This is a genomic window from Noviherbaspirillum malthae (assembly GCF_015352985.1).
Classification (GTDB): Bacteria; Pseudomonadota; Gammaproteobacteria; order Burkholderiales; family Burkholderiaceae_D; genus Noviherbaspirillum; species Noviherbaspirillum malthae.
Window position 1 is genome coordinate 262,752 of sequence record NZ_JACYXF010000001.1, and the last position, 23,916, is coordinate 286,667.

Sequence of the window (23,916 nt, forward strand, 5' to 3'; positions counted from 1 at the left end):
CAAATCATGAAATTTATCGACGAAGCAAAAATTGAAGTCATTGCTGGGGACGGCGGTAACGGCGTCGCGTCGTTTTGCCGCGAAAAATTCCGTCCTTTCGGCGGTCCCGACGGCGGCGACGGCGGCAAGGGCGGCAGCATCTGGGCGGTGGCCGACCGCAACATCAATACGCTGGTGGATTACCGGTATTCCAAGCTGCACAAGGCGAAGAACGGGGAAAACGGCCGCGGTTCGGACTGCTACGGCAAGGGCGCCGACGACGTGACCCTGCGCATGCCGGTCGGCACGCTCGTCAGCGATTACAACACCGGCGAAATCATCGCCGACCTGACCGATCACGGCCAGACGGTACTGCTGGCCAAGGGCGGCGAAGGCGGCTGGGGCAATATCCATTTCAAGTCCTCGACCAACCGCGCTCCGCGCCAGAAGACCGACGGCAAGGAAGGCGAACGCCGTGAACTCAAGCTGGAATTGAAGGTGCTGGCCGATGTCGGCCTGCTCGGCATGCCGAATGCGGGCAAGTCCACTTTCATTACGGCGGTCTCCAACGCGCGCCCGAAGATTGCGGATTATCCGTTTACCACCCTCCATCCCAATCTCGGCGTGGTGCGCGTCAGCCATGAAAAGAGTTTCGTCATCGCCGACATCCCGGGGCTGATCGAAGGCGCGGCCGAAGGAGCGGGCCTGGGACACCAGTTCCTGCGTCATCTGCAGCGTACCCGCGTGCTGCTGCATATCGTCGATCTCGCTCCGTTCGAGGAAACGGTGGATCCGGTCAAGGAAGCCAAGGCGATCGTCAAGGAGCTGAAGAAATACGATGAATCGCTCCATGACAAGCCGCGCTGGCTGGTGCTGAACAAGCTCGACATGGTGCCGGAAGACGAGCGCAAGAAGCGGGTCAAGGACTTCATCAAGCGTTTCGGCTGGAAGGGACCTGTTTTCGAGATATCGGCATTGACGCGCGAAGGCTGCGAAGACCTCATCATGGCCATCTACGAATACCTCGCGGAGCAGCGGCAGCAGGAGTTCCGGTCCGAGGAGACCCAGATCGCCGAGCAGGCAAGGGCCATCAGCTCCATCGATCCGGATGACCCGCGCTTCAAAGTCATGGAATAATGTTTCCGGCCGGCTGGCCGAACGCGCGAATACGGCGCGTCGCGGCGCCGGTTCCCGGGGCTGCCGCTTCTGCGGCGAGGCCTCTGGCGTATTCTTCGCGTGTATCCGATTCCATTACCTATGAATTCTGTCATCCAGAAGGCCAAACGTCTCATCATCAAGGTCGGCTCCTCGCTGGTCACCAATGACGGCAAGGGGCTCGACGCCGCTGCAATCGCGAAGTGGGCGGAGCAGATTGCGCAGCTGCGCGCGCTTGGCAAGGAAGTGGTGCTGGTCAGTTCCGGCGCGATCGCCGAAGGCATGCAGCGTCTCGGCTTCGATCGCCGTCCGACCTCCATTCATGAACTGCAGGCCTGTGCGGCGGTCGGCCAGATGGGTCTTGCGCAAATCTACGAGACCAGTTTCCGGCACCATGCGCTGCGCACCGCCCAGGTTCTGCTCACCCATGCCGACCTGGCCGACAGGGAGCGCTATCTGAATGCGCGCTCGACCCTGTTCACGCTCCTGCATCTGGGCGTCATTCCCATCATCAACGAGAACGACACGGTAGTCACCGATGAAATCAAGTTCGGCGACAACGATACGCTGGGCGCCCTGGTCGCCAACCTGATCGAAGGCGATGCGCTGGTGATCCTGACCGATCAGAAGGGACTCTATACCGCCGATCCGCGCAAGGACCCCGCGGCGCAATTCGTGCACGAGGCCAAGGCCGGCGATCCGACGCTTGAAGCGATGGCGGGCGGGGCCGGCACCGGCATCGGGCGAGGCGGCATGCTGACCAAGATCCTGGCCGCCAAGCGCGCCGCGACCTCCGGAGCACATACCGTCATTGCCTGGGGAAGGGAAGACCAGGTGCTGACGCGTCTGGCGGGAGGCGAGGCCATCGGCACCCAGCTGGTCGCGCAGACGGCGCAGCTGACAGCCCGCAAGCAGTGGATGGCAGATCATCTGCAAACCGCAGGCCGGGTCGTGCTCGACGCCGGCGCCGTGCAGAAACTGACGGGCGAGGGCAAGTCGCTGCTGCCGATCGGCGTCATTGAAGTCGCCGGCGATTTCGGCCGCGGCGATGTCATCACCTGCATCGATGAACAGGGACGCGCAGTCGCGCGTGGCATGAGCAATTACACCAGTTCGGAAGCGCGGCGGATCATGCGGCGTCCTTCGACGGAAATCCTGTCCATACTCGGCTTCATGGAAGACCCGGAACTGATTCACCGGGACAATATGGTGTTGCTCTGAGCACACCAGCTCCCGGCTCCGGCTGAGTAAACATGCAAAAAAGCCGGACAAGCCGATCTGCGGCTTGTCCGGCTTTTCCTTTTTCAGGCGCTACTTGTAGAGCTGCGAGCTCATCGGCCGCTTGTCGCGGATTCTGGCCACCATCTGCTCTGCCGTTCCCGCTACGGTAAGCTGCTCGCAGAAATAATCCCTGGCCAGTACCGCATGCTGGCGCTGCAGCGTATTGTTGGAAATCCTTTCCCACTGATCCCGCCGGGAGCGGGACCAGGTGCCGTCGGCCTGCCCGAATGCATAGAGCTTGCGTTCGTAGTTCTCGCAGCGGATGCCTTCATAACTGACGTTGCGCGCTCCCCCATTGCTGACGGATACCAGCGTATAGCGCACGACATTGTCAGTCCCGCGCGAAACGGAAGCGGGATCGATGGCGAATGACTGGGTTCCGCTCTCGTTGGAGTAGAACGGCAACAGATTCTCGGGCTTCGGCGGGGCTGGCAGCTGAATGGCGATTTCCTGCCAGGGCTTGTCCTTGTCGTCGAATTCTTCCTCGAATCGGGACTGGCTTTGTGCGCTGGCGGCAAGAAGCATCAGGCCTCCCGCCACCGCCGCACGGAAACATCCTGCGGTCATTGAATATCCTCTCTGGAATGCGGTGCAGGCCGTGTGCACGGCCTGCCTGATCTCATTCTGTTTTCGGCTTGGCCGCGGGCTGCATGTCGATCGCATTGCGGCTGCCATGGTTCTGGCGCAGATAACGCGCGCCGCCATGCCGCTGGCCATGGGGCGGCCTGTTCAGAAAGCGCGACAATTCCTGCAGCGCCTTCTGGTAGACCTCGCGCTTGAACTCGATCACCACATCCAGCGGCACCCAGTAATCGTGCCAGCGCCACGCATCGAACTCGGGATGGTCGGTGCCCCTGAGATTGATGTCGCAGTCGCGGCCGACCATGCGCAGCAGGAACCAGATCTGCTTCTGCCCCTTGTAGTGTCCGCGGATCTCGCGCTTGATGAAGCGATCCGGGACTTCATAGCGCAGCCAGTCGCGCGTGCGACCGATGATTTTTACATGTTCGGCCTTCAGGCCAACTTCTTCCTCCAGTTCGCGGTACATCGCCTGCTCGGGAGTCTCCCCGAACTTGATGCCGCCTTGCGGAAATTGCCACGAATGTTCGCGCACCCTTTTACCCCACCACACCTCGTTATGGGTATTAAGCAGGATAATGCCGACGTTCGGGCGGAAGCCTTCCCGGTCCAGCATGTTGCACCTCAAAACTTTCTGCGGCTAGATGACCCTCATCGTTACAAATTTTGCATGCCCCGCGCCGCTGCGTACCTGCCTCGGCAGGACGGAAGCGCATGCGTGAATCAAATGTGTCGGTAATGGATGCATCAGCCAGCTAATCCTTTAAAATTGAGTCGATTATAACCCTCTCTTTTTAAAAAGAATTCACCGCCATGCGCGCATCACGATTTTTTATTTCCACTCTAAAAGAAGCTCCCTCCGACGCCGAAATCATCAGCCACAAACTGATGATGCGCGCCGGGATGATCAAACGTCTCGGTTCCGGCATCTATACCTACATGCCGATGGGCCTGCGCGTGATCCGCAAGGTGGAAAACATCGTGCGCGAGGAAATGAACCGTGCGGGCGCGGTGGAACTGCTGATGCCGGTGGTCCAGCCTGCGGAACTGTGGCAGGAGACCGGCCGCTGGGACAAGATGGGCCCCGAACTGATGCGCGTGAAGGACCGCCACGGCCGCGATTACGCGATCCAGCCGACCTCGGAAGAGGTGATCACCGATGTGGTTCGCACCGAAATCCGGTCTTACCGCCAGTTGCCCGTCAACTTCTACCATATCCAGACCAAGTTCCGCGACGAGCGCCGTCCCCGCTTCGGTCTCATGCGCGGCCGGGAATTCACGATGAAGGATGCCTATTCCTTCGACCGCGATGTGGAAGGAATGCAAGACTCCTACCAGGCGATGTACGACGCCTACGTGCGCATCTTCGACCGTTTCGGCCTGCAATTCCGGGCGGTGGCTGCCGACAACGGCGCCATCGGCGGCTCGGGTTCGCATGAATTCCACGTCATCGCCGATACCGGCGAGGACGCGCTGGTCTACTGCCCCGAATCCGACTACGCGGCCAATATCGAGGCGGCCGAGGCGCTGGCGCCCACGGGCAAGCGTCCCGCGGCAGCCCAGCCGCTGGCCAAGACGCCCACGCCGGGCAAGGCCAAGTGCGAGCATGTGGCCGAACTGCTCGGCCTGCCGCTGGCGCAGACCGTCAAATCCATCGTCCTCGCCGTGGAGAAGGAAGATGCGGAAAAGGAAATCTGGCTGCTCCTGTTGCGCGGCGACCATGAATTGAACGAGATCAAGGCGGCCAAGGTGGCCGGTCTTTCCGGCTACCGTTTCGCCAGCGAAGGCGAAATCCTGGAATGGTTCGGCACCAAGCCCGGCTATCTCGGCCCGATCGGCACGAAGAAACCGGTGAAGGTCGTGGCCGACCGCACCGTGGCGCAGATGGCCGATTTCGTCTGCGGCGCCAACGAGGAAGATTTCCACTATACCGGCGTCAACTGGGGCCGCGATCTGCCCGAACCGGTGGTGGCCGACCTGCGCAACGTGGTCGCCGGCGATGCATCCCCCGACGGCAAGGGCAGCCTCGCCATTCAGCGCGGCATCGAGGTGGGCCATGTTTTCCAGCTCGGCACCCGTTATTCCGAGGACATGAAGGCTACCTATCTCGACGAGACCGGCAAGCCGCAGCTGATGCAGATGGGCTGCTACGGCATCGGCGTCACCCGTATCCTGGGCGCCGCCATTGAACAGAATTTCGACGACAAGGGCATCATCTGGCCGGCGTCGATCGCGCCGTTCGAGATCGTCCTGTGCCCGATGGGCTATGACCGCAGCGAAGCCGTCAAGGCCGAAACCGACAGGCTGTACGAAGGCCTGCTGGCCGCGGGAGCGGATGTGATCGTGGATGACCGCGGCGAACGCCCGGGCGTCATGTTTGCCGACTGGGAACTGATTGGCGTGCCGCATCGCATCGTCGTCGGCGACCGCGGCCTCAAGGAAGGCAAGCTCGAATACCAGGGCCGGCGCGATGCTGCGGCAACGCCGGTTCCTGTAGCCGAGATGCTCGACTTCATCAAGGCCAAGCTCGCCTCCTGAGCCGCAGCGTGAAGTGTCTGTCCCTGCGCCGTCTGGCCGCGCTCGCGGCCATGGCGGCAAGTCTCTGCGCGCATGCCGGCAATCAGAAGGAGGAGGCGCTGGCCGATTCGGTCCGCCTCGCCCTTGCTCGGTCCATCAGCGATGCCCGTCCGCCGAAGCCGGAATTTCCCGATATCGAGGAGCGCATCAAGTATCTGCACTGGCTGGGAGAAATGTCCGAGCGGCTCAAGAAGCGCCTGCCCGACATGCAGGTCAGGCGGGAATTCCTGCAGACCGCCTGGTACGAGGCCAAGCGGGCCGGGCTCGATCCGGCCATGGTGCTCGGCCTGATCCAGGTCGAATCCGGCTTCCGCAAGTACGCGGTCTCGCATGTGGGTGCCCACGGCTACATGCAGGTGATGCCCTTCTGGACCCGCGTCATCGGCGACGGCGACCGCAGGAAGCTGTTCAACATGCAGACCAACCTGCGCTATGGATGTTCGATCCTGCGGCTCTACCTGGACATGGAGAAGGGCGACCTGTATCTGGCGCTCGGGCGCTATAACGGCAGCCGGGGCAGGCCCGAGTATCCCAATGCCGTGCTGGCGGCATGGAAGCGCTGGGAATTCAAGCAATAGGCAAACAATGAGGTGGGCCTGGCAGCGCTGTACCTGATGCACCCTACAAAGGCCGTCCCGCCCCACAAACAAAAACGCCCGCGCGATGCGGGCGTTTTTGTTTGGCTTCCGGAAAGACAAATTATTGCAGGTGGCTGGAAATGAGTTTGGTCATTTCGAACATCGACACTTGCTTCTTCCCGCCAAACACGGCTTTCAACTTGTCGTCTGCATTGATCATGCGCTTGTTCGCATCATCCTGCAGCTTGTTCTTCTTGATGTAGTCCCAGACCTTCTTGGTGACTTCAGTGCGAGGCAGCGGATTGGCGCCGATCACTGCGCCCAGCGTTTCGGACGGAGTCAGGGGCTTCATGAATGCAGCGTTGGGCTTGCGGGGCGCTTTCGCGGCCTTCTTTGCCGGAGCGGCTTTCTTGGCGGGTGCTGCGGCCTTCTTCGCCGGAGCGGCTGCCTTCTTCGCTACGGGCTTTGCTGCTGCCTTCTTTGCTGCCGGTTTTGCGGCTGCCTTCTTGGCGGGTGCCGCGGCCTTCTTTGCCGGAGCTGCTTTCTTTGCTGCGGGTTTTGCCGCTGCCTTCTTCGCTGCGGGCTTCTTGGCGGCCGTCTTGGCCGCGGGTTTCTTGGCTGTTGCCATCTTCAAGCCTCCTTCACAAAGTGTGTGGGAAATTGCGTCATATCACGCAACGCTAATAGTGGTGCGGTTTCACGTGGTATGCAAGTGTTTTTTGATCGTTTTGTTATGAATTCTCCAGAGGGCGTCAAGGCTTTTCTTCATAGGGGAAAACGCATGAATTCAAACGGTCTTCGGATGCGCTCCGTTCGGACCGAAAACAGGCATCCGATTCGATGAACCCGAGGGGCCGGAAAGCAGGAGGAAGCGACGACAAAGCCATCGCATGACGGGCAGGGCAGGTGAAGCCGAGGAGGCCGAGAGGAGGGGAAGAAACGAGGAAAAGCAGGGAAGAACGCGGGAGGGAAGGAAGGCCGCGGCGGCTCAGAAGGCCGCCGCGAATCAAGGAAGGCCGCTGGCGATTACCTCGCGCCGGGCATCATTCCCTTCATGCTGCGCATCATTTTCATCATGCCGCCGCCCTTGAGCTTCTTCATCATGGATTGCATCTGCTCGAACTGCGACAGCATGCGGTTGACTTCCTGGACCTGCACGCCGGCCCCCGCCGCGATGCGGCGCTTGCGCGATGCCTTGATCAGTTCGGGCTTGGCGCGTTCCTGCGGCGTCATGGAATTGATGATGCCCTCCATGCGGCGCACCTGCTTTTCCGCCTGGTCCATGTCGGCATTGCCTGCCGCCTGCTGGAATTGCGCGGGAAGCTTGTCGATGAGGCCGGACAGTCCGCCCATCTTCTTCATCTGGCTGAGCTGCGACTTGAAGTCGTTGAGGTCGAACTTGCCGCCGCCCTTGATCTTGTCGGCCAGATCCTTCGCGGCTTCGACATCGACGCCCTTGCGGGCTTCCTCGACCAGGGCCAGGATGTCGCCCATGCCGAGGATGCGATTGGCCATGCGGTTCGGATCGAAAGGCTCCAGACCGTCCAGCTTTTCGGCCACGCCGGCGAATTTGACCGGCTTGCCGGTGATGTGCCGCACCGACAGCGCCGCTCCGCCCCGGGCGTCGCCGTCGAGCTTGGTCAGCACGACGCCGGTCAGGGGCAGGGCGTCATTGAAGGCCTTGGCGGTATTGATGGCATCCTGGCCCAGCATGGCGTCGACGACGAACAGGGTTTCGATTGGCTTGAGCGCAGCGTGCAGGGCAGCGATTTCCTGCATCATCGCCTCGTCGATACCCAGGCGGCCGGCGGTATCGACGATCAGCACGTCGTGATAATGCTTCTTCGCATAGTCGAGCGCGGCGAGCGCGATGTCGACCGGCTTGTCGGTCGGCTGGGACGGGAAGAAGTCGGCGCCGACCTGGCCGGTCACCGTCTGCAGCTGGCCGATCGCGGCCGGGCGGTAGACGTCGGCGGAAACGGTGAGGACCTTTTTCTTCTTCTGTTCCCTGAGAAATTTGGCAAGCTTGCCGACGGTGGTGGTCTTGCCGGCGCCCTGCAGGCCGGCCATCAGGATGATCGCCGGCGGCTGGGTTGCAAAATTGAGCTGGGACGCTTCGGGACCGAGGTCGCCGCCCATGATGGCGGCCAGCTCGCGCTGCACCACGCCCACCAGCGCCTGGCCCGGCGTCAGCGAGCCGATGACTTCCTCGCCCATCGCCTTTTCCTTGACGCGGGCAATGAATTCGCGCACCGCGGGCAGCGCGACGTCGGCTTCGAGCAGCGCCAGGCGGACCTCGCGCAGCATCTCCGCGGTATTGGATTCGGTCAGGCGCGCTTCACCGCGCATCGTTTTGACGACTTTGGCAAGCCGTTGGGTAAGATTGTCGAGCATGGGAGGACGGGTTTTCTGCAGTTGAACGGGCGCCGCGCCGAAGGGGCAGCGGAAAACATTCATTCTACCCGATGCCGCTTTTTCCTCCCGCTGCAAGGCCCGTACGGTCTGCACGGTCTGCACGGTCTGCCCGATGTCACGCCGGCATGCCAGGATGCAAAGCCTGCAAGCGTGCCGCCGGCGGCCTTTCCGCCCGCACCTGACACACGCGGTGTAGTAAACTCACCCGGAACTCCAATGAATCCGGCCCCGGCCAATATCTCCCTGCATAATGCATACCTATTTTTTCGTACTGGCAGCCCTGCTCTATGCGGCCGGTGCCGCCCTGCCATCGAAGCAGCGCGTGGCCATTTCCGTGGCGACCGCGACCGGCTGGGCGCTGCACGGCGGAGCATTGTGGGCGGACATGCTCAGTCCGGGCACGCTGCGGATCGGCTTTGCCATCGTGCTGTCGGCCACCTTGTGGATTTCGGTTGCCGCCTACTGGCTTGAAAACCGCAATTTCTCGCTCGACGGCTTGCGCGTGCTGGTGCTGCCGACGGCTGCGCTGGCGGTCGTCCTTCCTGTTGTCTTCCCGGGCAGCCTGATACCGCTGGAGGGACGCTCCGCCCTGTTTCCGTGGCATGTCGCCATCGCCATCCTGGCCTACAGCTCGCTGACGATTGCCGCGTTTCATGCGGTGCTGATGGCCCTGCAGGAGTCGCAGCTGCATGCGCCGCCAGGAGAGGCGCGCGGCCGCTGGCTGGCGGTGGCGATCGAGCGCCTGCCGGCCTTGCTGACCATGGAAAGGCTGCTGTTTCGCCTGATCAGCTTCGGTTTCGCTCTGCTGACGCTGACGGTATTGTCGGGCGTGTTTTTCTCGGAAGAGCTGTTCGGCACCGCCTTCCGCTGGGACCACAAGACCATCTTCACCATGCTGTCCTGGGCGCTGTTCGGCCTGCTGCTGGCGGGCCGGTTCTGGCGCGGCTGGCGCGGCAAGACGGCGCTGCGCTTTACGCTGACCGGCTTCGCCACGCTGCTGCTTGCCTATGTCGGCAGCCGTTTCGTGCTGGAAGTGGTGCTTCACCGGAGCCTGGCATGAAGCTGCTGATCTGGGTGCTGGTTGCGGCGCTGGTCGTGTTCTGGATTTTCCTCTCGCGGAAAAAGCAGCAGGCATCCCGCAAGTCTGGTCCGGATCGGGCATCGCCCTCGGCCGGCCGGCCGGGTCCCGGCGATGGGGAAGTAATGATTGCCTGCACCCGATGCGGCATCTATCTGCCTTATTCCGAAGCCGTGATCGGCGCCACCGGCGCTCCCTTCTGCAGCGAAGATCACCGCCTTGAACATGAGCGGCGGTAGGTTCGGCCCGGCCGTGGTCCGGAAGCCGGCCGGACAATAATCCGATGCATCCGATTTCCGCCCTGCCGCTGGAAAGCCGCGATACGTTCTGGCGCACGCTCCAGACCTTCTGCATGACGCGCATTCTCATCACCGTGGTGCTGCTGGTCTATTTCGGCATCAGCGCCATCAGGGGAGAACAGGCGTCCGACCGGTTTGCCGACTGGCAAACCTGCCTGCTGTACCTGCTGCTTGCGATCGGTTTCGGCCTGATGTCGGCTTATGTGAAGCGGCGCTTCATGCTGCAGCTGCTGACCCAGCTGGTCATCGATATCGGGGCGATTTCATTGCTCTACGTCTTCGCCGGCGGCGCGCGCAGCGGTCTTGCGATTCTCTATCTGTTCCCGCTGTCGGGCGCAGCCATTCTCGCGCCGCTGGTAATAGCGCTGTTTTTCGTCTCCATCGTTACGCTGGTGCTGCTGGGCGAGAGCGTTTACCAGACGTTCACTTCGATGGCCGATGTCTCGCCGTCGCAAGCCGGACTGTATGGCGCGGCCTTCTTCGCCGCCATCTTCCTGATCAACCGTCTGGCGGCTCGGCTGATCAAGCAGGAGGCACTGGCAGCGCAGCGCGGCAGGGACCTGCAATTGCAGGAAGCCATCAACCGGCTGGTGATTGCCGACATGGGCGACGGCATTCTCGTGGTCGGCGACGACACCGAGGTATTCGCCGGCAATCCCGCGGCCGAACGCATGCTGGGCATGTCGGTTGCCTACGGCCGGCCTCGCTACAAGCTGGCCGACCTGCCCGCGCTGGGGCCGATCGCCGATGCGTTCGCAGCATGGCGCAAGGGCGATTCCCTGCGCATGGCGCATGACGGGTCATCGTCGATCTATGTCACCGTCAAGCCCGTGGGCGGCAACACGCGCGGCAATACCCGCGATGGCCGCCGCGATCTCGCCTCGCATCTCAAGCTGCGTTTCGCCACGGTCGAGGGTGTCGGCCTGACCAACGACCGCACCGTCATCTTCCTGCAGGACGTCAGCGAAATAGAAAACCAGGCGCAGCAGCTGAAACTGGCGTCCATGGGGCGCCTGACGGCCAGCATCGCGCATGAAGTGCGCAATCCGCTGTCGGCGATTTCGCATGCGGCGTCGCTGCTGGGTGAAGACGCGCTGGACCCGACCCAGAAGCGCCTGCTCAATATCGTCAGCGACAACGTGGTGCGGCTGAACCGCCTGATCGAAGACATCCTGAAACTGTCGCGCAAGGCACATGCGCAGACCGACCCCGTGCGGCTCGCGCCTTTCCTGTCCGAGCTCGTGAGCGAACTCGGCGCGACGCACAAGATGGCGCCGGGCCTGATCAGGCTGGAAGACACCGCACACCTGCAGGTGCGCTTCGACCCGCTTCATCTGCGCGAGATCGTCGTCAACCTGCTCACCAATGCGCTTCGCTACGCCAGCGGCCGGCCGGGCAGCATTTCCATCCATGCGGTGTTACCGACGGCCAACCGCCTGGAACTTCACATTCAGGATGACGGTCCAGCCATTACGCCCGAGGTCCGCGCGCATCTGTTCGAGCCTTTCTACACCACGTCGAGCAAGGGCACCGGCCTGGGTCTCTACGTCGCGCGCGAATTGTGCTTGAATAACGGCGCAATGCTGGATTACGAATACCGCACGGATCTGCCGGGCGGCGGACAGGATGCGGGCGAGCCCAGCGGACGCTTCGTGATCACCTTCGCCATCTAGGCTCCGGCCACCCCACTATATATATAGACATGACCGCACCCCGTATCCTGGTAGTCGATGATGAAGCCGACCTGCGCGAATTGCTCGAGATCACGCTGATCAAGATGGGCCTCGATGTCGACAGCGCCGATTGCCTGGCTGCCGCGCGCAGCCGGCTCATGCAAAACGAGTACGGCCTGGTCCTGACTGACATGCGCCTGCCGGACGGATTGGGCATCGAACTGGTGCGCGAGGTCAGCGCGCAATACAGGAATACGCCGATCGCGGTCATCACCGCCTACGGCAGCACCGACAATGCGGTATCGGCGCTGAAGGCGGGCGCCTTCGACTATCTCAGCAAGCCGGTGGCCCTCGACCAGCTGCGGCTGATGGTGCAGTCGGCCTTGCGCATCCGCAAAGCCGATGTCCCTGCCGGCGCGGCTGCGGCACCGGCCGGCGGAGTCGCATCGCCGCTGGTGGGGCAGTCCGCGGTGATGCAGGACCTGCGCGCGCAGATCGTCAGGCTCGCGCGCAGCATGGCGCCGGTCGCCATCACCGGCGAGTCGGGCAGCGGCAAGGAACTGGCCGCGCGCGACATCCATGCGCACAGCGCACGGGCGGACAAGCCCTTCATCGCCGTCAATTGCGGAGCGATTCCGGAAGCCCTGATGGAAGCCGAGTTCTTCGGCTACCGCAAGGGTGCATTCACCGGCGCCAACGACGATCGCGAAGGCTTCTTCCAGGCGGCCAATGGCGGCACGCTGATGCTGGACGAAGTCGCCGACCTGCCCCTGCCGATGCAGGTCAAGCTGCTGCGCGCGATCCAGGAGCGGCGCGTGCGCAAGGTGGGCGCAACCACCGAGGAGCCGGTCGACGTGCGCCTGGTCAGCGCAACGCACCAGAACCTGGCCGAGTGCGTCGAGCAGGGCAGGTTCCGCCAGGATCTCTACTACCGGCTCAATGTGATCGAACTGCGCCTGCCGCCGCTGCGCGAACGGCTAGACGACATCGCATTGCTCGCCGACGCGATTCTTGCCCGCCTCTCCGGTCCGGGCACGCCGACGGTATTGTCGCCGGCGGCATTGGATGCGCTGCGAGGCTATTCGTTTCCTGGAAACGTGCGCGAACTTGAGAACGTGCTCGAACGCGCGATCGCGTTTGCCAATGACGGCGTGATCGAAGTGGCGGACCTCGCACTCAAGCGCGGCGCCTCGGGAGTGCCCGATTCGCCCCAGCCCGCAGGCCGGCCGGCGGCGCCTGTGACGGCACCTGCTTCTGACCCTGCTCCCGCTGCGGCGCCATTGGCCGCTCAGGCAGCTCCTGCTTTGCCTTCCGCATCCGCAGTCGTTGCGGCTGAAGTGCCGCAGCCGGCTTCCCTGCTCGATCAGCTGGACAAGGTCGAGCGCCAGATCATCGAGCGCACGCTGCAAAGCGTAGGCTTCGACCCGTTGCAGGCGGCGGAAAAGCTCGGGCTGAGCCGCCGCCAGATGCAATACCGCATGCGACGCCTCTCGATTTCCCACTCAGAACAATGAAACGCTACTTCATCAACGAAGACGGCTGGGCAAGCGATGTCGAGCGCCAGCCTTCGCCGAATTTCGACGCGCGCCAGCCGGACACCGTCATCGACCTGCTCGTCATCCATAACATCAGCCTGCCGCCCGAACAGTTCGGCGGCCCCTATATCGCCGACCTGTTCGGCAATCGCCTCGACTGCGATGCGCATCCGTATTTCGATCTGCTGCGGACGCTGAAGGTCTCTGCGCATTTCCTGATTCGCCGCGACGGCCACATCATGCAGTTCGTGTCGGCCAACGACCGGGCGTGGCATGCAGGGCTGTCATCGTTCTGCGGCCGCGAGCGGTGCAACGACTTCTCGATCGGCATCGAGCTCGAAGGCAGCGACTTCCAGCCCTTCGAGCCGGCGCAGTATGAAGCGCTCTCGGCATTGACCTCGGCGCTGATGCAGCGCTATCCGCTGGCCGCCGTGGCGGGCCATGAACACATCGCGCCCGGCCGCAAGACCGATCCCGGTCCATTCTTCGACTGGGAGGGTTATCGCAAGTCATTGATTCATCAAACAGTCGGGCAAACGGCTGAACCATCCTCCTTAAAAACGCTCGTCTTTCCTGCGTGAATCGTGCAAAAAGTCAAGTCCAAAGCTTGTCTATTTTTATTGCGGATCAAACAAAAAGGGTTGCATACCTCCAAACCCGGCACTAGAATTAGTATCAATCGAGGCATGCACCACTAGATCTAGTAGTCACCCCCGATACTCCCCAACAAGGGCTGTTCAAGTAGTTCCTCAGTGTAAAACACGCAGTGACGGGTGGGCAGCGAACAGCTCTCCCATACGAATGCAAGCCGAACGGCACGATGCCAGACCCCGGGCAGGGCGTCGCTCGCGCCGCTGGGACCGGCTTGCTTCGGACACGCGAACGTTGCCTGCAAGGGGCGTTCTAATTGATAACCATCGCAGCTGCATAGCTGTCGCGATACGTCTGGAGGCGAGATGCACTCAACGCAAGAAGTTTCACAAAAGTCCGGCACCGAATTCGGCCTGGTCCCTCCTCATGCTCCTACCTCGGCTTCCACCGCCAACATGAACATCAACCTCGGCGACTACAAGATCATCCGCCGCAATGGCGCGGTGGTTGGCTTCGAGCCGTCGAAGATCTCCATTGCGATGACCAAGGCTTTCCTCGCCGTGAACGGCGGACAGGGCGCGGCATCGGCGCGCGTGCGCGAGCTGGTCGAGCAGCTCACCGCCGGCGTGGTATCGGCGCTGGTGCGCCGCCAGCCGGCAGGCGGGACCTTCCATATCGAAGACGTGCAGGACCAGGTGGAACTGGCGCTGATGCGTTCCGGCGAACATGACGTGGCCCGCGCCTACGTGCTGTATCGCGCCAAGCGCATGGAAGAACGCGCGCAGCAGCAAGCCGCCAAGCCGTCCGATGCGCCGCAGCTGCACGTGACCGAAGACGGCCAGCGCCGCCTGCTCGACCTCGGCGAAGTGCGCAGCCTGATCACCGCCGCCTGCGTCGGCCTGGAAAAGCACGTCGATGCGGAAGCCATCCTGGCCGAAACCGTCAAGAATCTGTACGACGGCGTCCCTGTCGAAGAGCTGTACAAGTCCGCCATCCTGGCTGCCCGCGCGCTGATGGAAAAAGATCCGGCCTACAGCAAGGTCACCGCTCGCCTGCTGATGCACACCATCCGCAAGGAAGTCTTCGGCCAGGAAGTCGCGCAGGCCGATGCCGCCGCGCACTACCTCGACTACTTCCCGAAATACATCAAGAAGGGCATCGAGGCGGAACTGCTCGACACCAAGCTGGCCCAGTTCGATCTCGCCAAGCTGGCCGAGGCGCTGCAGCCGGAACGCGACCTGCAGTTCGGCTACCTCGGCCTGCAGACCCTGTACGACCGCTACTTCCTGCACATCGAAGGCACCCGCATCGAAATGCCGCAGGCGTTCTACATGCGCGTCGCGATGGGTCTCGCGCTCAACGAGATCAACCGCGAAGCGCGCGCCATCGAGTTCTACAACCTGCTGTCCTCGTTCGACTTCATGAGCTCGACGCCGACGCTGTTCAATTCCGGCACACAACGTTCGCAGCTCTCGTCCTGCTACCTGACCACCGTCGCCGACGACCTCGACGGCATCTATGAAGCGATCAAGGAAAACGCATTGCTGGCCAAGTTCGCCGGCGGCCTGGGCAACGACTGGACGCCGGTGCGCGCGCTCGGCGCCCACATCAAGGGCACCAACGGCAAGTCGCAGGGCGTGGTCCCCTTCCTGAAAGTGGTCAATGACACCGCCGTCGCGGTCAACCAGGGCGGCAAGCGCAAGGGCGCCGTCTGTGCCTACCTGGAAACCTGGCACATGGACATCGAGGAATTCCTCGACCTGCGCAAGAACACCGGCGACGACCGCCGCCGCACCCACGACATGAATACCGCGAACTGGATTCCCGACCTGTTCATGAAGCGCGTGATGGAGAAGGGCGAATGGACGCTGTTCTCGCCCTCCGACGTTCCCGACTTGCACGAGAAATACGGCAAGGCCTTCGAGGAAGCCTACACCGGCTACGAAGCGAAGGCTGCACGCGGCGAGCTCAAGCTGTTCAAGAAGGTGCAGGCGCTCGACCTGTGGCGCAAGATGCTGTCGATGCTGTTCGAGACCGGCCATCCGTGGATCACGTTCAAGGATCCCTGCAATATCCGTTCTCCGCAGCAGCACGTCGGCGTCGTCCACAGCTCCAACCTGTGCACGGAGATCACGCTCAACACCAACGACTCCGAAATCGCGGTCTGCAACCTCGGCTCGGTCAACCTGCCTGCCCACATGAAGGACGGCAAGCTGGACCATGCCAAGCTGGAGAAGACCATCCGCACCGCGATGCGCATGCTCGACAACGTGATCGACATCAACTATTACGCGGTCAAGAAGGCGCGCGATTCCAACCTGCGCCATCGTCCGGTCGGCATGGGCATCATGGGATTCCAGGACTGCCTGCACATGATGCGTATCCCGTATGCATCGATGGATGCGGTGGAATTCGCCGACCGTTCGATGGAAGCCGTCTGCTACTACGCCTACTGGGCATCGACCGAACTGGCGGAAGAGCGCGGCCGTTACAGCTCCTATCGCGGCTCGCTGTGGGATCGCGGCATCCTGCCCCAGGATTCCCTGCGCCTGCTGGCCGAGGAACGCGGCGGCTATCTCGAGGTCGATACTACGGAGTCCATGGACTGGACGGCACTGCGCGCCCGCATCAAGGAGTTCGGCATGCGCAATTCGAACTGCGTGGCGATCGCGCCGACGGCGACCATCTCGAACATCATCGACGTGTCCGCCTGCATCGAGCCGACCTACCAGAACCTGTATGTGAAGTCGAACCTGTCGGGCGAATTTACCGAGATCAACGAACACCTGGTGCGCGACCTGAAGGCACGCGGCCTGTGGGATGAAGTGATGGTCGCCGATCTCAAGTACTTCGACGGCAGCCTCGCCAAGATCGACCGCATTCCGGAAGATCTGCGCGAGATCTACGCGACCGCGTTCGAAGTCGAGCCGAAGTGGCTGGTGGAAGCCGCATCGCGCCGCCAGAAATGGATTGATCAGGCGCAATCGTTGAACATCTACATGGCCGGCGCATCGGGCAAGAAGCTGGACGAGACCTACAAGCTGGCATGGCTGCGCGGTCTGAAGACCACCTACTACCTGCGCACCATCGGCGCCACCCATGCCGAGAAGTCGACCACCAAGGCCGGCGCGCTCAACGCGGTATCGGTGACTTCCGGCGTCGGCAGCGGCATGGCGGCAGCGGCATCTGCGGCATCTGCGGCATCCGCTTCGGCAGCTCCGGCAGTGCAGGCAGGAGCGGTCGCCGAAGAGGAGCTCGCAGGACCGGCGTGCATGCTGCGTCCGGGCGACCCCGGCTTCGATGAGTGCGAAGCCTGCCAGTAATATTCGGCATGAAGCCGGCGCGCAAAGTTTGCGGCGCCGGCTTGAACATCACGCTAGTACCACTACAATATTCGTAAGGAAGAACAACCATGCTCAGTTGGGATGACGAAGTAACTCCAGCCGCCAAACCCGCTCAGGCTCCGCAACCGATGCTGGCGCCGGCCGCTCCGTCGGCATCGCAATCCCTCGGCGCCCAGTTCGCCAGCGCCGGACTGAATCCGTCGCAGCCCACGGCTCAATCCGCGGATGCATCGCGCCGCGTCAATGCCGCCGACAAGCGCATCATCAACGGCCAGACCGACGTCAACCAGCTCGTCCCCTTCAAGTACAAATGGGCGTGGGACAAGTATCTGGCCGGCTGTGCCAACCACTGGATGCCGCAGGAAATCAACATGCAGCGCGACATCGAGCTGTGGAAGAATCCGAACGGCCTGACCGAAGACGAGCGCCGCCTCGTCAAGCGCAACCTCGGCTTTTTCGTGACGGCCGACTCGCTCGCCGCCAACAACATCGTGCTGGGCACCTACCGCCACATCACCGCGCCCGAGTGCCGCCAGTATCTGCTGCGCCAGGCATTCGAGGAAGCAATTCACACGCATGCCTACCAGTACATCGTGGAATCGCTCGGTCTCGACGAAGGCGAAATCTTCAACGCGTATCACGAAGTCCCGTCGATCCGCGACAAGGATGAATTCCTGATCCCGTTCATCGACGTGCTGACCAATCCGGAGTTCAAGACCGGTACCGTCGAAGCGGATCAGACGCTGCTGCGTTCGCTGATCGTGTTCGCCTGCCTGATGGAAGGCCTGTTCTTCTATGTGGGCTTCACGCAGATCCTCGCGCTCGGCCGTCAGAACAAGATGATGGGTGCAGCTGAGCAGTATCAATACATCCTGCGCGATGAGTCGATGCACTGCAACTTCGGGATCGATCTCATCAATACAATCAAGCTCGAGAATCCGCATCTGTGGACTGCCGAATTCCGCGAAGAGATTAAATCGTTGTTTTTGCGCGCTGTGGAGTTGGAATATCGCTACGCAGAGGATACAATGCCGCGTGGAGTGCTTGGTTTGAATGCGACGATGTTCAAAGGGTACCTGAGGTTCATCGCAAATCGTCGAGCACAACAGATCGGTCTTGATCCGATGTTCCCGCAGGAAGAGAATCCCTTCCCGTGGATGAGCGAGATGATCGACCTGAAGAAGGAGCGCAACTTCTTCGAGACTCGCGTGATCGAATACCAGACCGGTGGCGCACTGAGCTGGGAATAAAAAATCTCGACTCGTTATGAGCGAGGTGATGGAGATAAAGCGGTCAGCCAACAAGGTACCGGATGCGGAACAAGAAAAGCTGACCGATCACCCAAGGACTATCACCAAATTTGATGGACAGTAGACGAACGACAGGATCATCACTGTTAACGCCGCTGAGCCCGACGCTGTCGGGCAAGGCGGCTTTTTCTCTGAAAAATCTGGTGGTTTTTCAGAAAGCGTATTCCCTCGCCGGCATTGTTGCCGGCGTTTTTTTTGGCTACGGCAACCGCAGCGCCAATTGCGCGCGGTAAGAAGTCCTCCGTCATTGCTGACGCGCAGCAGTGATTTGCAGAAGAGAGGCGTAGCTGAAAGAGGCTGAAGTGCTGCATGTTTGAGGTGATGCAGCAGTTCAGCTGGTGCCGAATTCATTAGTGCAAGCAGACGCTTGCTTGTGCCGATGAATAATCCGCATGGCTCATCGCGATGGGACAGGCGGGTTTACAACCTCGAAGTTTGAATTTTCCATCACGTGAAGGAGAAACAAATGGCAACAGCAAAGAAAGCGGCTGCTAAGAAGGCAGCCCCGGCGAAGAAGCCGGCAGCAGCGAAGAAGGCAGCAGCTCCGAAGAAAGCCGCAGCAGCCAAGAAGCCGGCAGCAGCGAAGAAGGCAGCAGCTCCGAAGAAAGCCGCAGCAGCCAAGAAGCCGGTAGCGAAGAAAGCAGCAGCTCCGAAGAAAGCCGCAGCAGCCAAGAAGCCGGTAGCGAAGAAAGCAGCAGCTCCGAAGAAAGCCGCAGCAGCCAAGAAGCCGGTAGCGAAGAAGGCAGCAGCTCCGAAGAAAGCCGCAGCAGCCAAGAAGCCGGTAGCGAAGAAAGCAGCAGCTCCGAAGAAAGCCGCAGCAGCCAAGAAGCCGGCAGCGAAGAAAGCAGCAGCTCCTAAGAAAGCCGCAGCAGCCAAGAAGCCGGCAGCGAAGAAAGCAGCAGCTCCTAAGAAAGCCGCAGCAGCCAAGAAGCCGGCAGCGAAGAAGGCAGCAGCTCCTAAGAAAGCCGCAGCAGCCAAGAAGCCGGCAGCGAAGAAGGCAGCAGCTCCCAAGAAAGCCGCCGCTCCCAAGAAAGCTGCAGCAGCCAAGAAGCCGGCTGCCAAGCCTGCCGCCAAACCGGCTGCAGCGCCTGCAGTAAAGACTGTGTTGAACCCGGCAGCGGCCTGGCCGTTTCCGACCGGCACACGTCCCTAACGCTGAGCTTGCTCACGCGCCTGATTAACTTCAGGCAAAATGCCCGTTGCGTGGCCCTTAGCCGCACAACGGGCTTTTTCTTGTGGAGACCAGATAGTGCTGACTAGCATACTTACCTTGATCGTCGATACCATTGCAAGTGTATTGGGTGGTGTCCTGTTGCTGCGTTTTTGGATGCAGGTAGTAAGGGTAAGACCCCCGACTTCCCTCGGGCAGTTCATCTTTCAACTGACCGATTGGCTCGTGCGACCCCTGCGGCGCCTGCTGCCGGGCGTGGGCGGCTACGACTGGGCCAGCCTGATCGGTGCAGTCCTGATCATCGTGCTTTCGATCGCCATCGATCTTGCGATCGCATCCCGCCTCGCGCCGGATTTCCTCGTGGTGCTGTCGCTGCTGCGCCTCTGTGAATGGATCTTCTATGGCTTCATCGGCCTGCTCATCATCGAAGCCATCTTCAGCTGGGTGAATCCGCATGCGCCGCTCGCGCCTTTCATCCGTGCGTTGAACGACCCGCTGCTGCGTCCGCTGCGCCGTGTCGTGCCGCTGGTCGGCAATATCGACCTGAGCCCCCTGGTGGCCCTCATTCTTTTGCAGATTGCGATGATGGTGGCAAGGGCGGTGATTACTTCCCTGCTGTGAGGCAGACAGGCGCAGTCACATCGGTGCCGCGCCTGCGTGATGATGCTTCCGGCATCCGGCTGAAGGCGCCGCAGCCAGAGGCCAGTCGGCACGGCATGAGGTATGCCTTGCCGGCCCATTCCAAACCGTGAAAAGAAGCGAATCAGCGCGTGACGCGCACCACGCCATTATTGGTGGACACGCGCACCGTCTCGCCGACGCGGAAATTGTCTTCCGGTGCGACGGCATAAGTCCGGGCTTCTCCATTGTCCAGGCGCACCGTGACTTCCGTGCCGGTGGTCCTTGAACCCGATTGTTCGGCGTGCTGGCCGGCCATGCCGCCCGCGATCGCGCCGCCGATGCCTGCCACGGCGCTGCCGGTGCCGCTGCCTATGTTGCTTCCCGCGATGCCGCCGAGAATGCTGCCGACGAAGGAGCCGAGGCCCGTGCTGCGGCCGTCATGGCGGGTGATGTCCCTCACTTCGGTGACCTGCCCCGTCTGGACGACGGTGACCCCTTGGGTCGAGGAGGTGATGGGATGGGACGGCGGATTGGAAGTGCAGGAGGCCAGCGTGAATGCCGAGAGCAGTATCGCGGTCCGTGACAGACCCTTGACGCACATGCTTCCTCCTGCAAAAAAGTTGGTTACGCCGGTTGGAAACGGTAGCCGAATGCCTGTTCGAAGCGGGCCTCGATGTCGGCGCGCGTCGGCGCATGATTCTGGCCGCCCTGGTGCGCGATCTTGATCGCCCCCATGAGGCTTGCCAGACGGCCGGTGGTTTCCCAATCCATGCCGTGGCTCAGGCCGTACAGCAGTCCGGCGCGGAAGGCATCGCCGCATCCGGTCGGGTCGACCACGCTGTCGGCCTTCACGCAGGGAATCTCGACGTGCCTGCCGCCGGTGAAGATGTCGGCGCCTTGTTCGCCGCGCGTCACGATCAGTGCCGATACGCGTTCCGCGATCTGCGCGAGCGACAGGCCGGTCCGCTCGGTCAGCAGTTCCGCTTCATAATCATTGACTGCAACATAAGTGGCCAGTTCAATGAAACGTTCCAGCTCCGGGCCGTTAAACATCGGCAAGCCCTGACCCGGATCAAAAATGAACGGAATATCCAGGTCGGCGCAGTCCTGCGCATGCTGCAGCATGCCGTCGCGGCCATCCGGCGCGACGATCGCGATGCTGACCTTGCCGGCGTCGGCCACCTTGTTCTGATGCGACATGGTCATCGCTCCCGGATGGAAGGCGGTGATCTGGTTGTTGTCGGCATCGGTGGTGATGAAGGCCTGCGCGGTATAGGCATCGTCGACGAGACGGACGCAGCGGCGCGAAATCTGCAGCCGGTCGAGCCTTTCGATATACGGCGCGCTGTCCTGGCCGACCGTCGCCATAATCAGGGGATCGCCGCCCAGCAGCTTCAGGTTGTACCCGATGTTGCCCGCGCAGCCGCCGAATTCGCGGCGCATCTCCGGCACCAGAAAGGCCACGTTGATCTTGTGCAGCTGGTCGGCGAGGAGGGCTTCGGAAAAGCGTCCGCCGAACTGCATGATGGAATCGAACGCCAGCGAACCGCAGATGAGGGATGTCATGGTGATGTTATTCGGTGATGTAAAAAGGATGGGAACTGACGAAGCGGTCAGGGATAGAACACATACACGCGGTAACCGGCTGCTTTCAGCTGCGTGAGGCTGAAATGAATCTTGACCGCCTGTTCGGATTTTGCGGGGAAGCCCTGGTTCAGGTCCTGGCCCGTCGGCAGGTAATCGCGCGGCGAGAAAACGCGGCGCAGCAAGGGCTTTTCGGCAGCATCGTTGAGCGTCAGCTCGATACTGGGCCAGGCCTGGGCGGTATTGCCGCGGTTCCTCAGGAGCAGCGACAGGCTGAAGCTGTCGCTGTCGGGCGCCAGGGCCTGCAGTTCGCTGGACTCGATCGAAACCGCCTCGACCTGTGCTGGCAGGCCTACCTGGCATCCGCTGCGCTCGCAGGCCGCCGCGAGCAGAGGCTGGGCGCCCGGGAAGTAGGCGGCGATCTTGTCACGGAAGACGTAAGCTGCCTGGGCCAGGAATATTCCCAGCAGGAGCGCCGACGCCAGCACCATGAATATATTCAGGCCGCGCGAGATGCGCTGCTTGCGCCGCGCCTCGCGGACGAAGCCGGGCTCTTCGTAATCGGCGGCATCGGCCTGGTCGAGCGCATCGCCAGCATCCGATTCGACCGGTTTGCTTCTCCACGGCTTGGCTTGCAGATCGTCGATGGCCTGTTCCACCGGATCATGCGCGGCGTTCGCATCCGGCGCTTCCGTGTCGTCGCGGGAAGGGCGCAGCGGAAGGTGCGCGATATCCATCAGCGTCATGCGCAGCAGGGGGTCGGGCTTGTCTTCCGTTCCGGTTGCACCGTCCACTTGCGGCGCGCCGGCAGCAGCGGGTGCCGGGGGACCCTGTGGATCATCTGCATCGCTGCTGATGCTGGATGGCGCCGATGCCTGTTCCGCTGCGGGAGGAGAAAACTGGCCGCCTGCGTCCGGATCGGCATCTGTTTCCGCCGGCGCCGGCGAAGCCGAGGTATCGCCCCAGGCTTGTCCGGGTACAGGAGAATCGGCAGGCGGGGAGGGCGGCGTGGAGAAAGGCGTGGAACTTGGCGGCACTGCGGAGGTGGCACCTTGCGGCTTGCCGGCGGCCTGCAGTTCTTCCGGCCGCAGCAGGTTTTCGATGCCGTTGAAAATCTGCTTGCAGGCGCCGCAGCGTACCAGTCCGGCACGCAGCTTCAGTTGGTCATGCGCGACCCGGAATGTCGTATGGCAATGCGGACATTGGGTAGCAAGCGCCATTGCAGTCAGCGGCTGGCCACGCGGCCCACGAGCGCTATCCAGCCCTCGCGTTCCGCCCAGACCGACATGGAGAGGAAGGGCGCATAGGCCGCCGCGACTTCATCGGCCTGGCGCTCCAGGATGCCGGACAGCACCAGCATGCCGCCAGGCGCCACGCGTGACGACAGCATGGGGGCCATCAGTTTCAGCGGGCTGGAAAGAATGTTGGCAACGACGACGTCGAAGGTCTGCGGATGCTCCGCACCGGCGAAGGCCTCGGGCAGGTGGTACTCAATCTCGCAGTGATTGCGTTCGCTGTTGTAGCGCGCGGACTCGATCGCCTGCGGATCGATGTCGACGCCATACACCTTGTCCGCACCCAGCTTCTTCGCCACCAGCGCCAGAATGCCGGAACCGCAGCCGTAGTCGAGCACCGTGGCGCCTTGCGGCGGATGGCTTTCCAGCCACTCCATGCACAGGCGGGTTGTCGGATGGCTGCCGGTGCCGAAGGCGAGACCGGGATCGAGTTCGAGCACCAGGCCATTCGGATCGGGAGCGTCGTGCCAGCTGGGCACGACCCAGATATTCTTGCCGATATGGATGGGCTCGAACTGCGACTGGGTCAGCCTGACCCAGTCCTGCTCGGCCACCGGGCGCAGCACGAACTTCGGCGGCTCGATGCCGCAGGCGGCGGCCGCTTCGGCGACGATCGCACCATGGTCGGCATCCAGGTCCGACAGCGCAACCACGCGGCTGTGATCCCAGGCCGTTTCGGTAGGCTCCATGCCCGGCTCGCCGAAAAGCGGACGTTCGGCATCGGTGCCTTCGTCGGCATCCTCCACGGATACCGACAGCGCTCCGGCTTCCATCAGCGCGTCGGACAGCGCCTCCGCATGGTCGCGTGCCACTTCGATGACGATTTCAGTCCAGCTCATGATGCGCCTTGT

At 62.1% G+C, this 23,916-nt stretch carries 22 protein-coding genes; 14 read left to right on the forward strand and 8 right to left on the reverse strand.

Annotated elements, in window-relative coordinates; all coding sequences use genetic code 11:
* Positions 1–6 precede the first annotated feature (6 nt).
* Positions 7–1,116, forward strand: a complete 1,110-nt coding sequence (gene obgE / locus IGW03_RS01295; protein WP_194720692.1) for a GTPase ObgE — start codon at positions 7–9, stop codon at positions 1,114–1,116.
* Positions 1,117–1,236: 120 nt separating this feature from the next.
* Positions 1,237–2,355 carry a glutamate 5-kinase gene (proB, locus tag IGW03_RS01300; RefSeq protein ID WP_194720693.1) on the forward strand — a complete coding sequence of 373 codons (1,119 nt, stop codon included), beginning with the start codon at positions 1,237–1,239 and terminating at the stop codon, positions 2,353–2,355.
* Between the two features lie 90 nt (positions 2,356–2,445).
* Here the strand turns inward: proB and IGW03_RS01305 are convergent, their stop codons facing one another.
* Together IGW03_RS01305 and IGW03_RS01310 are read right to left on the reverse strand one after the other, a co-directional pair.
* The gene (locus tag IGW03_RS01305; protein WP_228534887.1) at positions 2,446–2,982 is read right to left on the reverse strand and encodes a CNP1-like family protein; all 537 of its coding nucleotides are present in this window, start codon (positions 2,980–2,982) and stop codon (positions 2,446–2,448) included.
* Between the two features lie 52 nt (positions 2,983–3,034).
* Positions 3,035–3,610 carry an RNA pyrophosphohydrolase gene (locus tag IGW03_RS01310; protein WP_194720694.1) on the reverse strand — a complete coding sequence of 192 codons (576 nt, stop codon included), beginning with the start codon at positions 3,608–3,610 and terminating at the stop codon, positions 3,035–3,037.
* Positions 3,611–3,807: 197 nt separating this feature from the next.
* On the opposite strand from IGW03_RS01310, the gene IGW03_RS01315 reads away from it, so the two are divergent.
* Together IGW03_RS01315 and IGW03_RS01320 are read left to right on the forward strand one after the other, a co-directional pair.
* Complete coding sequence (locus tag IGW03_RS01315; RefSeq protein WP_194720695.1) at positions 3,808–5,532, forward strand: proline--tRNA ligase; 1,725 nt, start codon at positions 3,808–3,810, stop codon at positions 5,530–5,532.
* A gap of 50 nt (positions 5,533–5,582) precedes the next feature.
* Positions 5,583–6,149, forward strand: coding sequence for a lytic transglycosylase domain-containing protein (locus IGW03_RS01320; protein WP_194721187.1), 567 nt, complete (start codon positions 5,583–5,585; stop codon positions 6,147–6,149).
* 121 nt (positions 6,150–6,270) lie between these two features.
* Here IGW03_RS01320 and IGW03_RS01325 read toward each other — a convergent pair whose 3' ends face one another.
* Both IGW03_RS01325 and ffh read right to left on the reverse strand, forming a co-directional pair.
* On the reverse strand, positions 6,271–6,777 hold the full coding sequence (locus IGW03_RS01325) for an SWIB/MDM2 domain-containing protein (RefSeq protein ID WP_194720696.1): 507 nt from the start codon (positions 6,775–6,777) through the stop codon (positions 6,271–6,273).
* A gap of 398 nt (positions 6,778–7,175) precedes the next feature.
* The gene (gene ffh / locus IGW03_RS01330; RefSeq protein WP_194720697.1) at positions 7,176–8,543 is read right to left on the reverse strand and encodes a signal recognition particle protein; all 1,368 of its coding nucleotides are present in this window, start codon (positions 8,541–8,543) and stop codon (positions 7,176–7,178) included.
* Between the two features lie 271 nt (positions 8,544–8,814).
* On the opposite strand from ffh, the gene IGW03_RS01335 reads away from it, so the two are divergent.
* From IGW03_RS01335 to IGW03_RS01380, 10 genes are all read left to right on the forward strand, one after another.
* Positions 8,815–9,624 (forward strand): cytochrome C assembly family protein, encoded by an 810-nt coding sequence (locus tag IGW03_RS01335; RefSeq protein ID WP_194720698.1) that lies wholly within the window; start codon positions 8,815–8,817, stop codon positions 9,622–9,624.
* Entirely contained in the window at positions 9,621–9,881 is a 261-nt protein-coding gene (locus tag IGW03_RS01340) for a PP0621 family protein (RefSeq protein WP_194720699.1), read from the forward strand. The genes IGW03_RS01335 and IGW03_RS01340 overlap by 4 nt, the downstream gene beginning before the upstream one ends.
* Before the next feature lie 44 nt (positions 9,882–9,925).
* Positions 9,926–11,614 carry a sensor histidine kinase gene (locus tag IGW03_RS01345; protein ID WP_194720700.1) on the forward strand — a complete coding sequence of 563 codons (1,689 nt, stop codon included), beginning with the start codon at positions 9,926–9,928 and terminating at the stop codon, positions 11,612–11,614.
* 29 nt (positions 11,615–11,643) lie between these two features.
* Entirely contained in the window at positions 11,644–13,128 is a 1,485-nt protein-coding gene (locus tag IGW03_RS01350; RefSeq protein WP_194720701.1) for a sigma-54-dependent transcriptional regulator, read from the forward strand.
* Positions 13,125–13,730: a 1,6-anhydro-N-acetylmuramyl-L-alanine amidase AmpD gene (gene ampD, locus IGW03_RS01355; protein WP_194720702.1), complete on the forward strand. Its 606-nt coding sequence runs from the start codon at positions 13,125–13,127 to the stop codon at positions 13,728–13,730. Before IGW03_RS01350 ends, ampD begins: the two co-directional genes overlap by 4 nt.
* Positions 13,731–14,105: 375 nt before the next feature.
* Entirely contained in the window at positions 14,106–17,063 is a 2,958-nt protein-coding gene (locus tag IGW03_RS01360) for a ribonucleoside-diphosphate reductase subunit alpha (protein WP_194720703.1), read from the forward strand.
* An 89-nt stretch (positions 17,064–17,152) separates the two neighbouring features.
* Complete coding sequence (locus IGW03_RS01365; protein WP_194720704.1) at positions 17,153–18,334, forward strand: ribonucleotide-diphosphate reductase subunit beta; 1,182 nt, start codon at positions 17,153–17,155, stop codon at positions 18,332–18,334.
* A gap of 113 nt (positions 18,335–18,447) precedes the next feature.
* Positions 18,448–18,627 carry a hypothetical protein gene (locus IGW03_RS01370; protein WP_194720705.1) on the forward strand — a complete coding sequence of 60 codons (180 nt, stop codon included), beginning with the start codon at positions 18,448–18,450 and terminating at the stop codon, positions 18,625–18,627.
* Between the two features lie 233 nt (positions 18,628–18,860).
* Positions 18,861–19,547: a histone gene (locus tag IGW03_RS01375; RefSeq protein ID WP_194720706.1), complete on the forward strand. Its 687-nt coding sequence runs from the start codon at positions 18,861–18,863 to the stop codon at positions 19,545–19,547.
* A gap of 96 nt (positions 19,548–19,643) precedes the next feature.
* Positions 19,644–20,186, forward strand: a complete 543-nt coding sequence (locus tag IGW03_RS01380) for a YggT family protein (RefSeq protein ID WP_194720707.1) — start codon at positions 19,644–19,646, stop codon at positions 20,184–20,186.
* Between the two features lie 142 nt (positions 20,187–20,328).
* Here the strand turns inward: IGW03_RS01380 and IGW03_RS01385 are convergent, their stop codons facing one another.
* Genes IGW03_RS01385 through prmA form a run of 4 tightly spaced genes read right to left on the reverse strand, consistent with a single transcriptional unit; the run spans position 20,329 to position 23,904 of the window.
* Positions 20,329–20,787 (reverse strand): outer membrane lipoprotein, encoded by a 459-nt coding sequence (locus IGW03_RS01385; protein ID WP_194720708.1) that lies wholly within the window; start codon positions 20,785–20,787, stop codon positions 20,329–20,331.
* Positions 20,788–20,810: 23 nt separating this feature from the next.
* Positions 20,811–21,752 (reverse strand): carbohydrate kinase family protein, encoded by a 942-nt coding sequence (locus IGW03_RS01390; protein ID WP_194720709.1) that lies wholly within the window; start codon positions 21,750–21,752, stop codon positions 20,811–20,813.
* 47 nt (positions 21,753–21,799) lie between these two features.
* Positions 21,800–22,990 (reverse strand): DUF3426 domain-containing protein, encoded by a 1,191-nt coding sequence (locus IGW03_RS01395; RefSeq protein ID WP_194721188.1) that lies wholly within the window; start codon positions 22,988–22,990, stop codon positions 21,800–21,802.
* 5 nt (positions 22,991–22,995) lie between these two features.
* Positions 22,996–23,904, reverse strand: a complete 909-nt coding sequence (prmA, locus tag IGW03_RS01400; RefSeq protein ID WP_194720710.1) for a 50S ribosomal protein L11 methyltransferase — start codon at positions 23,902–23,904, stop codon at positions 22,996–22,998.
* Between the last annotated feature and the right edge of the window lie 12 nt (positions 23,905–23,916).

Excerpts from the sequence above, each read along its gene's own strand:
- obgE (WP_194720692.1), top strand. The coding sequence starts at position 7 with ATGAAATTTATCGACGAAGCAAAAATTGAAGTCATTGCTGGGGACGGC.
- proB (WP_194720693.1), top strand. The coding sequence starts at position 1,237 with ATGAATTCTGTCATCCAGAAGGCCAAACGTCTCATCATCAAGGTCGGC.
- IGW03_RS01305 (WP_228534887.1), bottom strand. The coding sequence starts at position 2,982 with ATGACCGCAGGATGTTTCCGTGCGGCGGTGGCGGGAGGCCTGATGCTT.
- IGW03_RS01310 (WP_194720694.1), bottom strand. The coding sequence starts at position 3,610 with ATGCTGGACCGGGAAGGCTTCCGCCCGAACGTCGGCATTATCCTGCTT.
- IGW03_RS01315 (WP_194720695.1), top strand. The coding sequence starts at position 3,808 with ATGCGCGCATCACGATTTTTTATTTCCACTCTAAAAGAAGCTCCCTCC.
- IGW03_RS01320 (WP_194721187.1), top strand. The coding sequence starts at position 5,583 with ATGGCGGCAAGTCTCTGCGCGCATGCCGGCAATCAGAAGGAGGAGGCG.
- IGW03_RS01325 (WP_194720696.1), bottom strand. The coding sequence starts at position 6,777 with ATGGCAACAGCCAAGAAACCCGCGGCCAAGACGGCCGCCAAGAAGCCC.
- ffh (WP_194720697.1), bottom strand. The coding sequence starts at position 8,543 with ATGCTCGACAATCTTACCCAACGGCTTGCCAAAGTCGTCAAAACGATG.
- IGW03_RS01335 (WP_194720698.1), top strand. The coding sequence starts at position 8,815 with ATGCATACCTATTTTTTCGTACTGGCAGCCCTGCTCTATGCGGCCGGT.
- IGW03_RS01340 (WP_194720699.1), top strand. The coding sequence starts at position 9,621 with ATGAAGCTGCTGATCTGGGTGCTGGTTGCGGCGCTGGTCGTGTTCTGG.
- IGW03_RS01345 (WP_194720700.1), top strand. The coding sequence starts at position 9,926 with ATGCATCCGATTTCCGCCCTGCCGCTGGAAAGCCGCGATACGTTCTGG.
- IGW03_RS01350 (WP_194720701.1), top strand. The coding sequence starts at position 11,644 with ATGACCGCACCCCGTATCCTGGTAGTCGATGATGAAGCCGACCTGCGC.
- ampD (WP_194720702.1), top strand. The coding sequence starts at position 13,125 with ATGAAACGCTACTTCATCAACGAAGACGGCTGGGCAAGCGATGTCGAG.
- IGW03_RS01360 (WP_194720703.1), top strand. The coding sequence starts at position 14,106 with ATGCACTCAACGCAAGAAGTTTCACAAAAGTCCGGCACCGAATTCGGC.
- IGW03_RS01365 (WP_194720704.1), top strand. The coding sequence starts at position 17,153 with ATGCTCAGTTGGGATGACGAAGTAACTCCAGCCGCCAAACCCGCTCAG.
- IGW03_RS01370 (WP_194720705.1), top strand. The coding sequence starts at position 18,448 with ATGGACAGTAGACGAACGACAGGATCATCACTGTTAACGCCGCTGAGC.
- IGW03_RS01375 (WP_194720706.1), top strand. The coding sequence starts at position 18,861 with ATGGCAACAGCAAAGAAAGCGGCTGCTAAGAAGGCAGCCCCGGCGAAG.
- IGW03_RS01385 (WP_194720708.1), bottom strand. The coding sequence starts at position 20,787 with ATGTGCGTCAAGGGTCTGTCACGGACCGCGATACTGCTCTCGGCATTC.
- IGW03_RS01390 (WP_194720709.1), bottom strand. The coding sequence starts at position 21,752 with ATGACATCCCTCATCTGCGGTTCGCTGGCGTTCGATTCCATCATGCAG.
- IGW03_RS01395 (WP_194721188.1), bottom strand. The coding sequence starts at position 22,990 with ATGGCGCTTGCTACCCAATGTCCGCATTGCCATACGACATTCCGGGTC.
- prmA (WP_194720710.1), bottom strand. The coding sequence starts at position 23,904 with ATGAGCTGGACTGAAATCGTCATCGAAGTGGCACGCGACCATGCGGAG.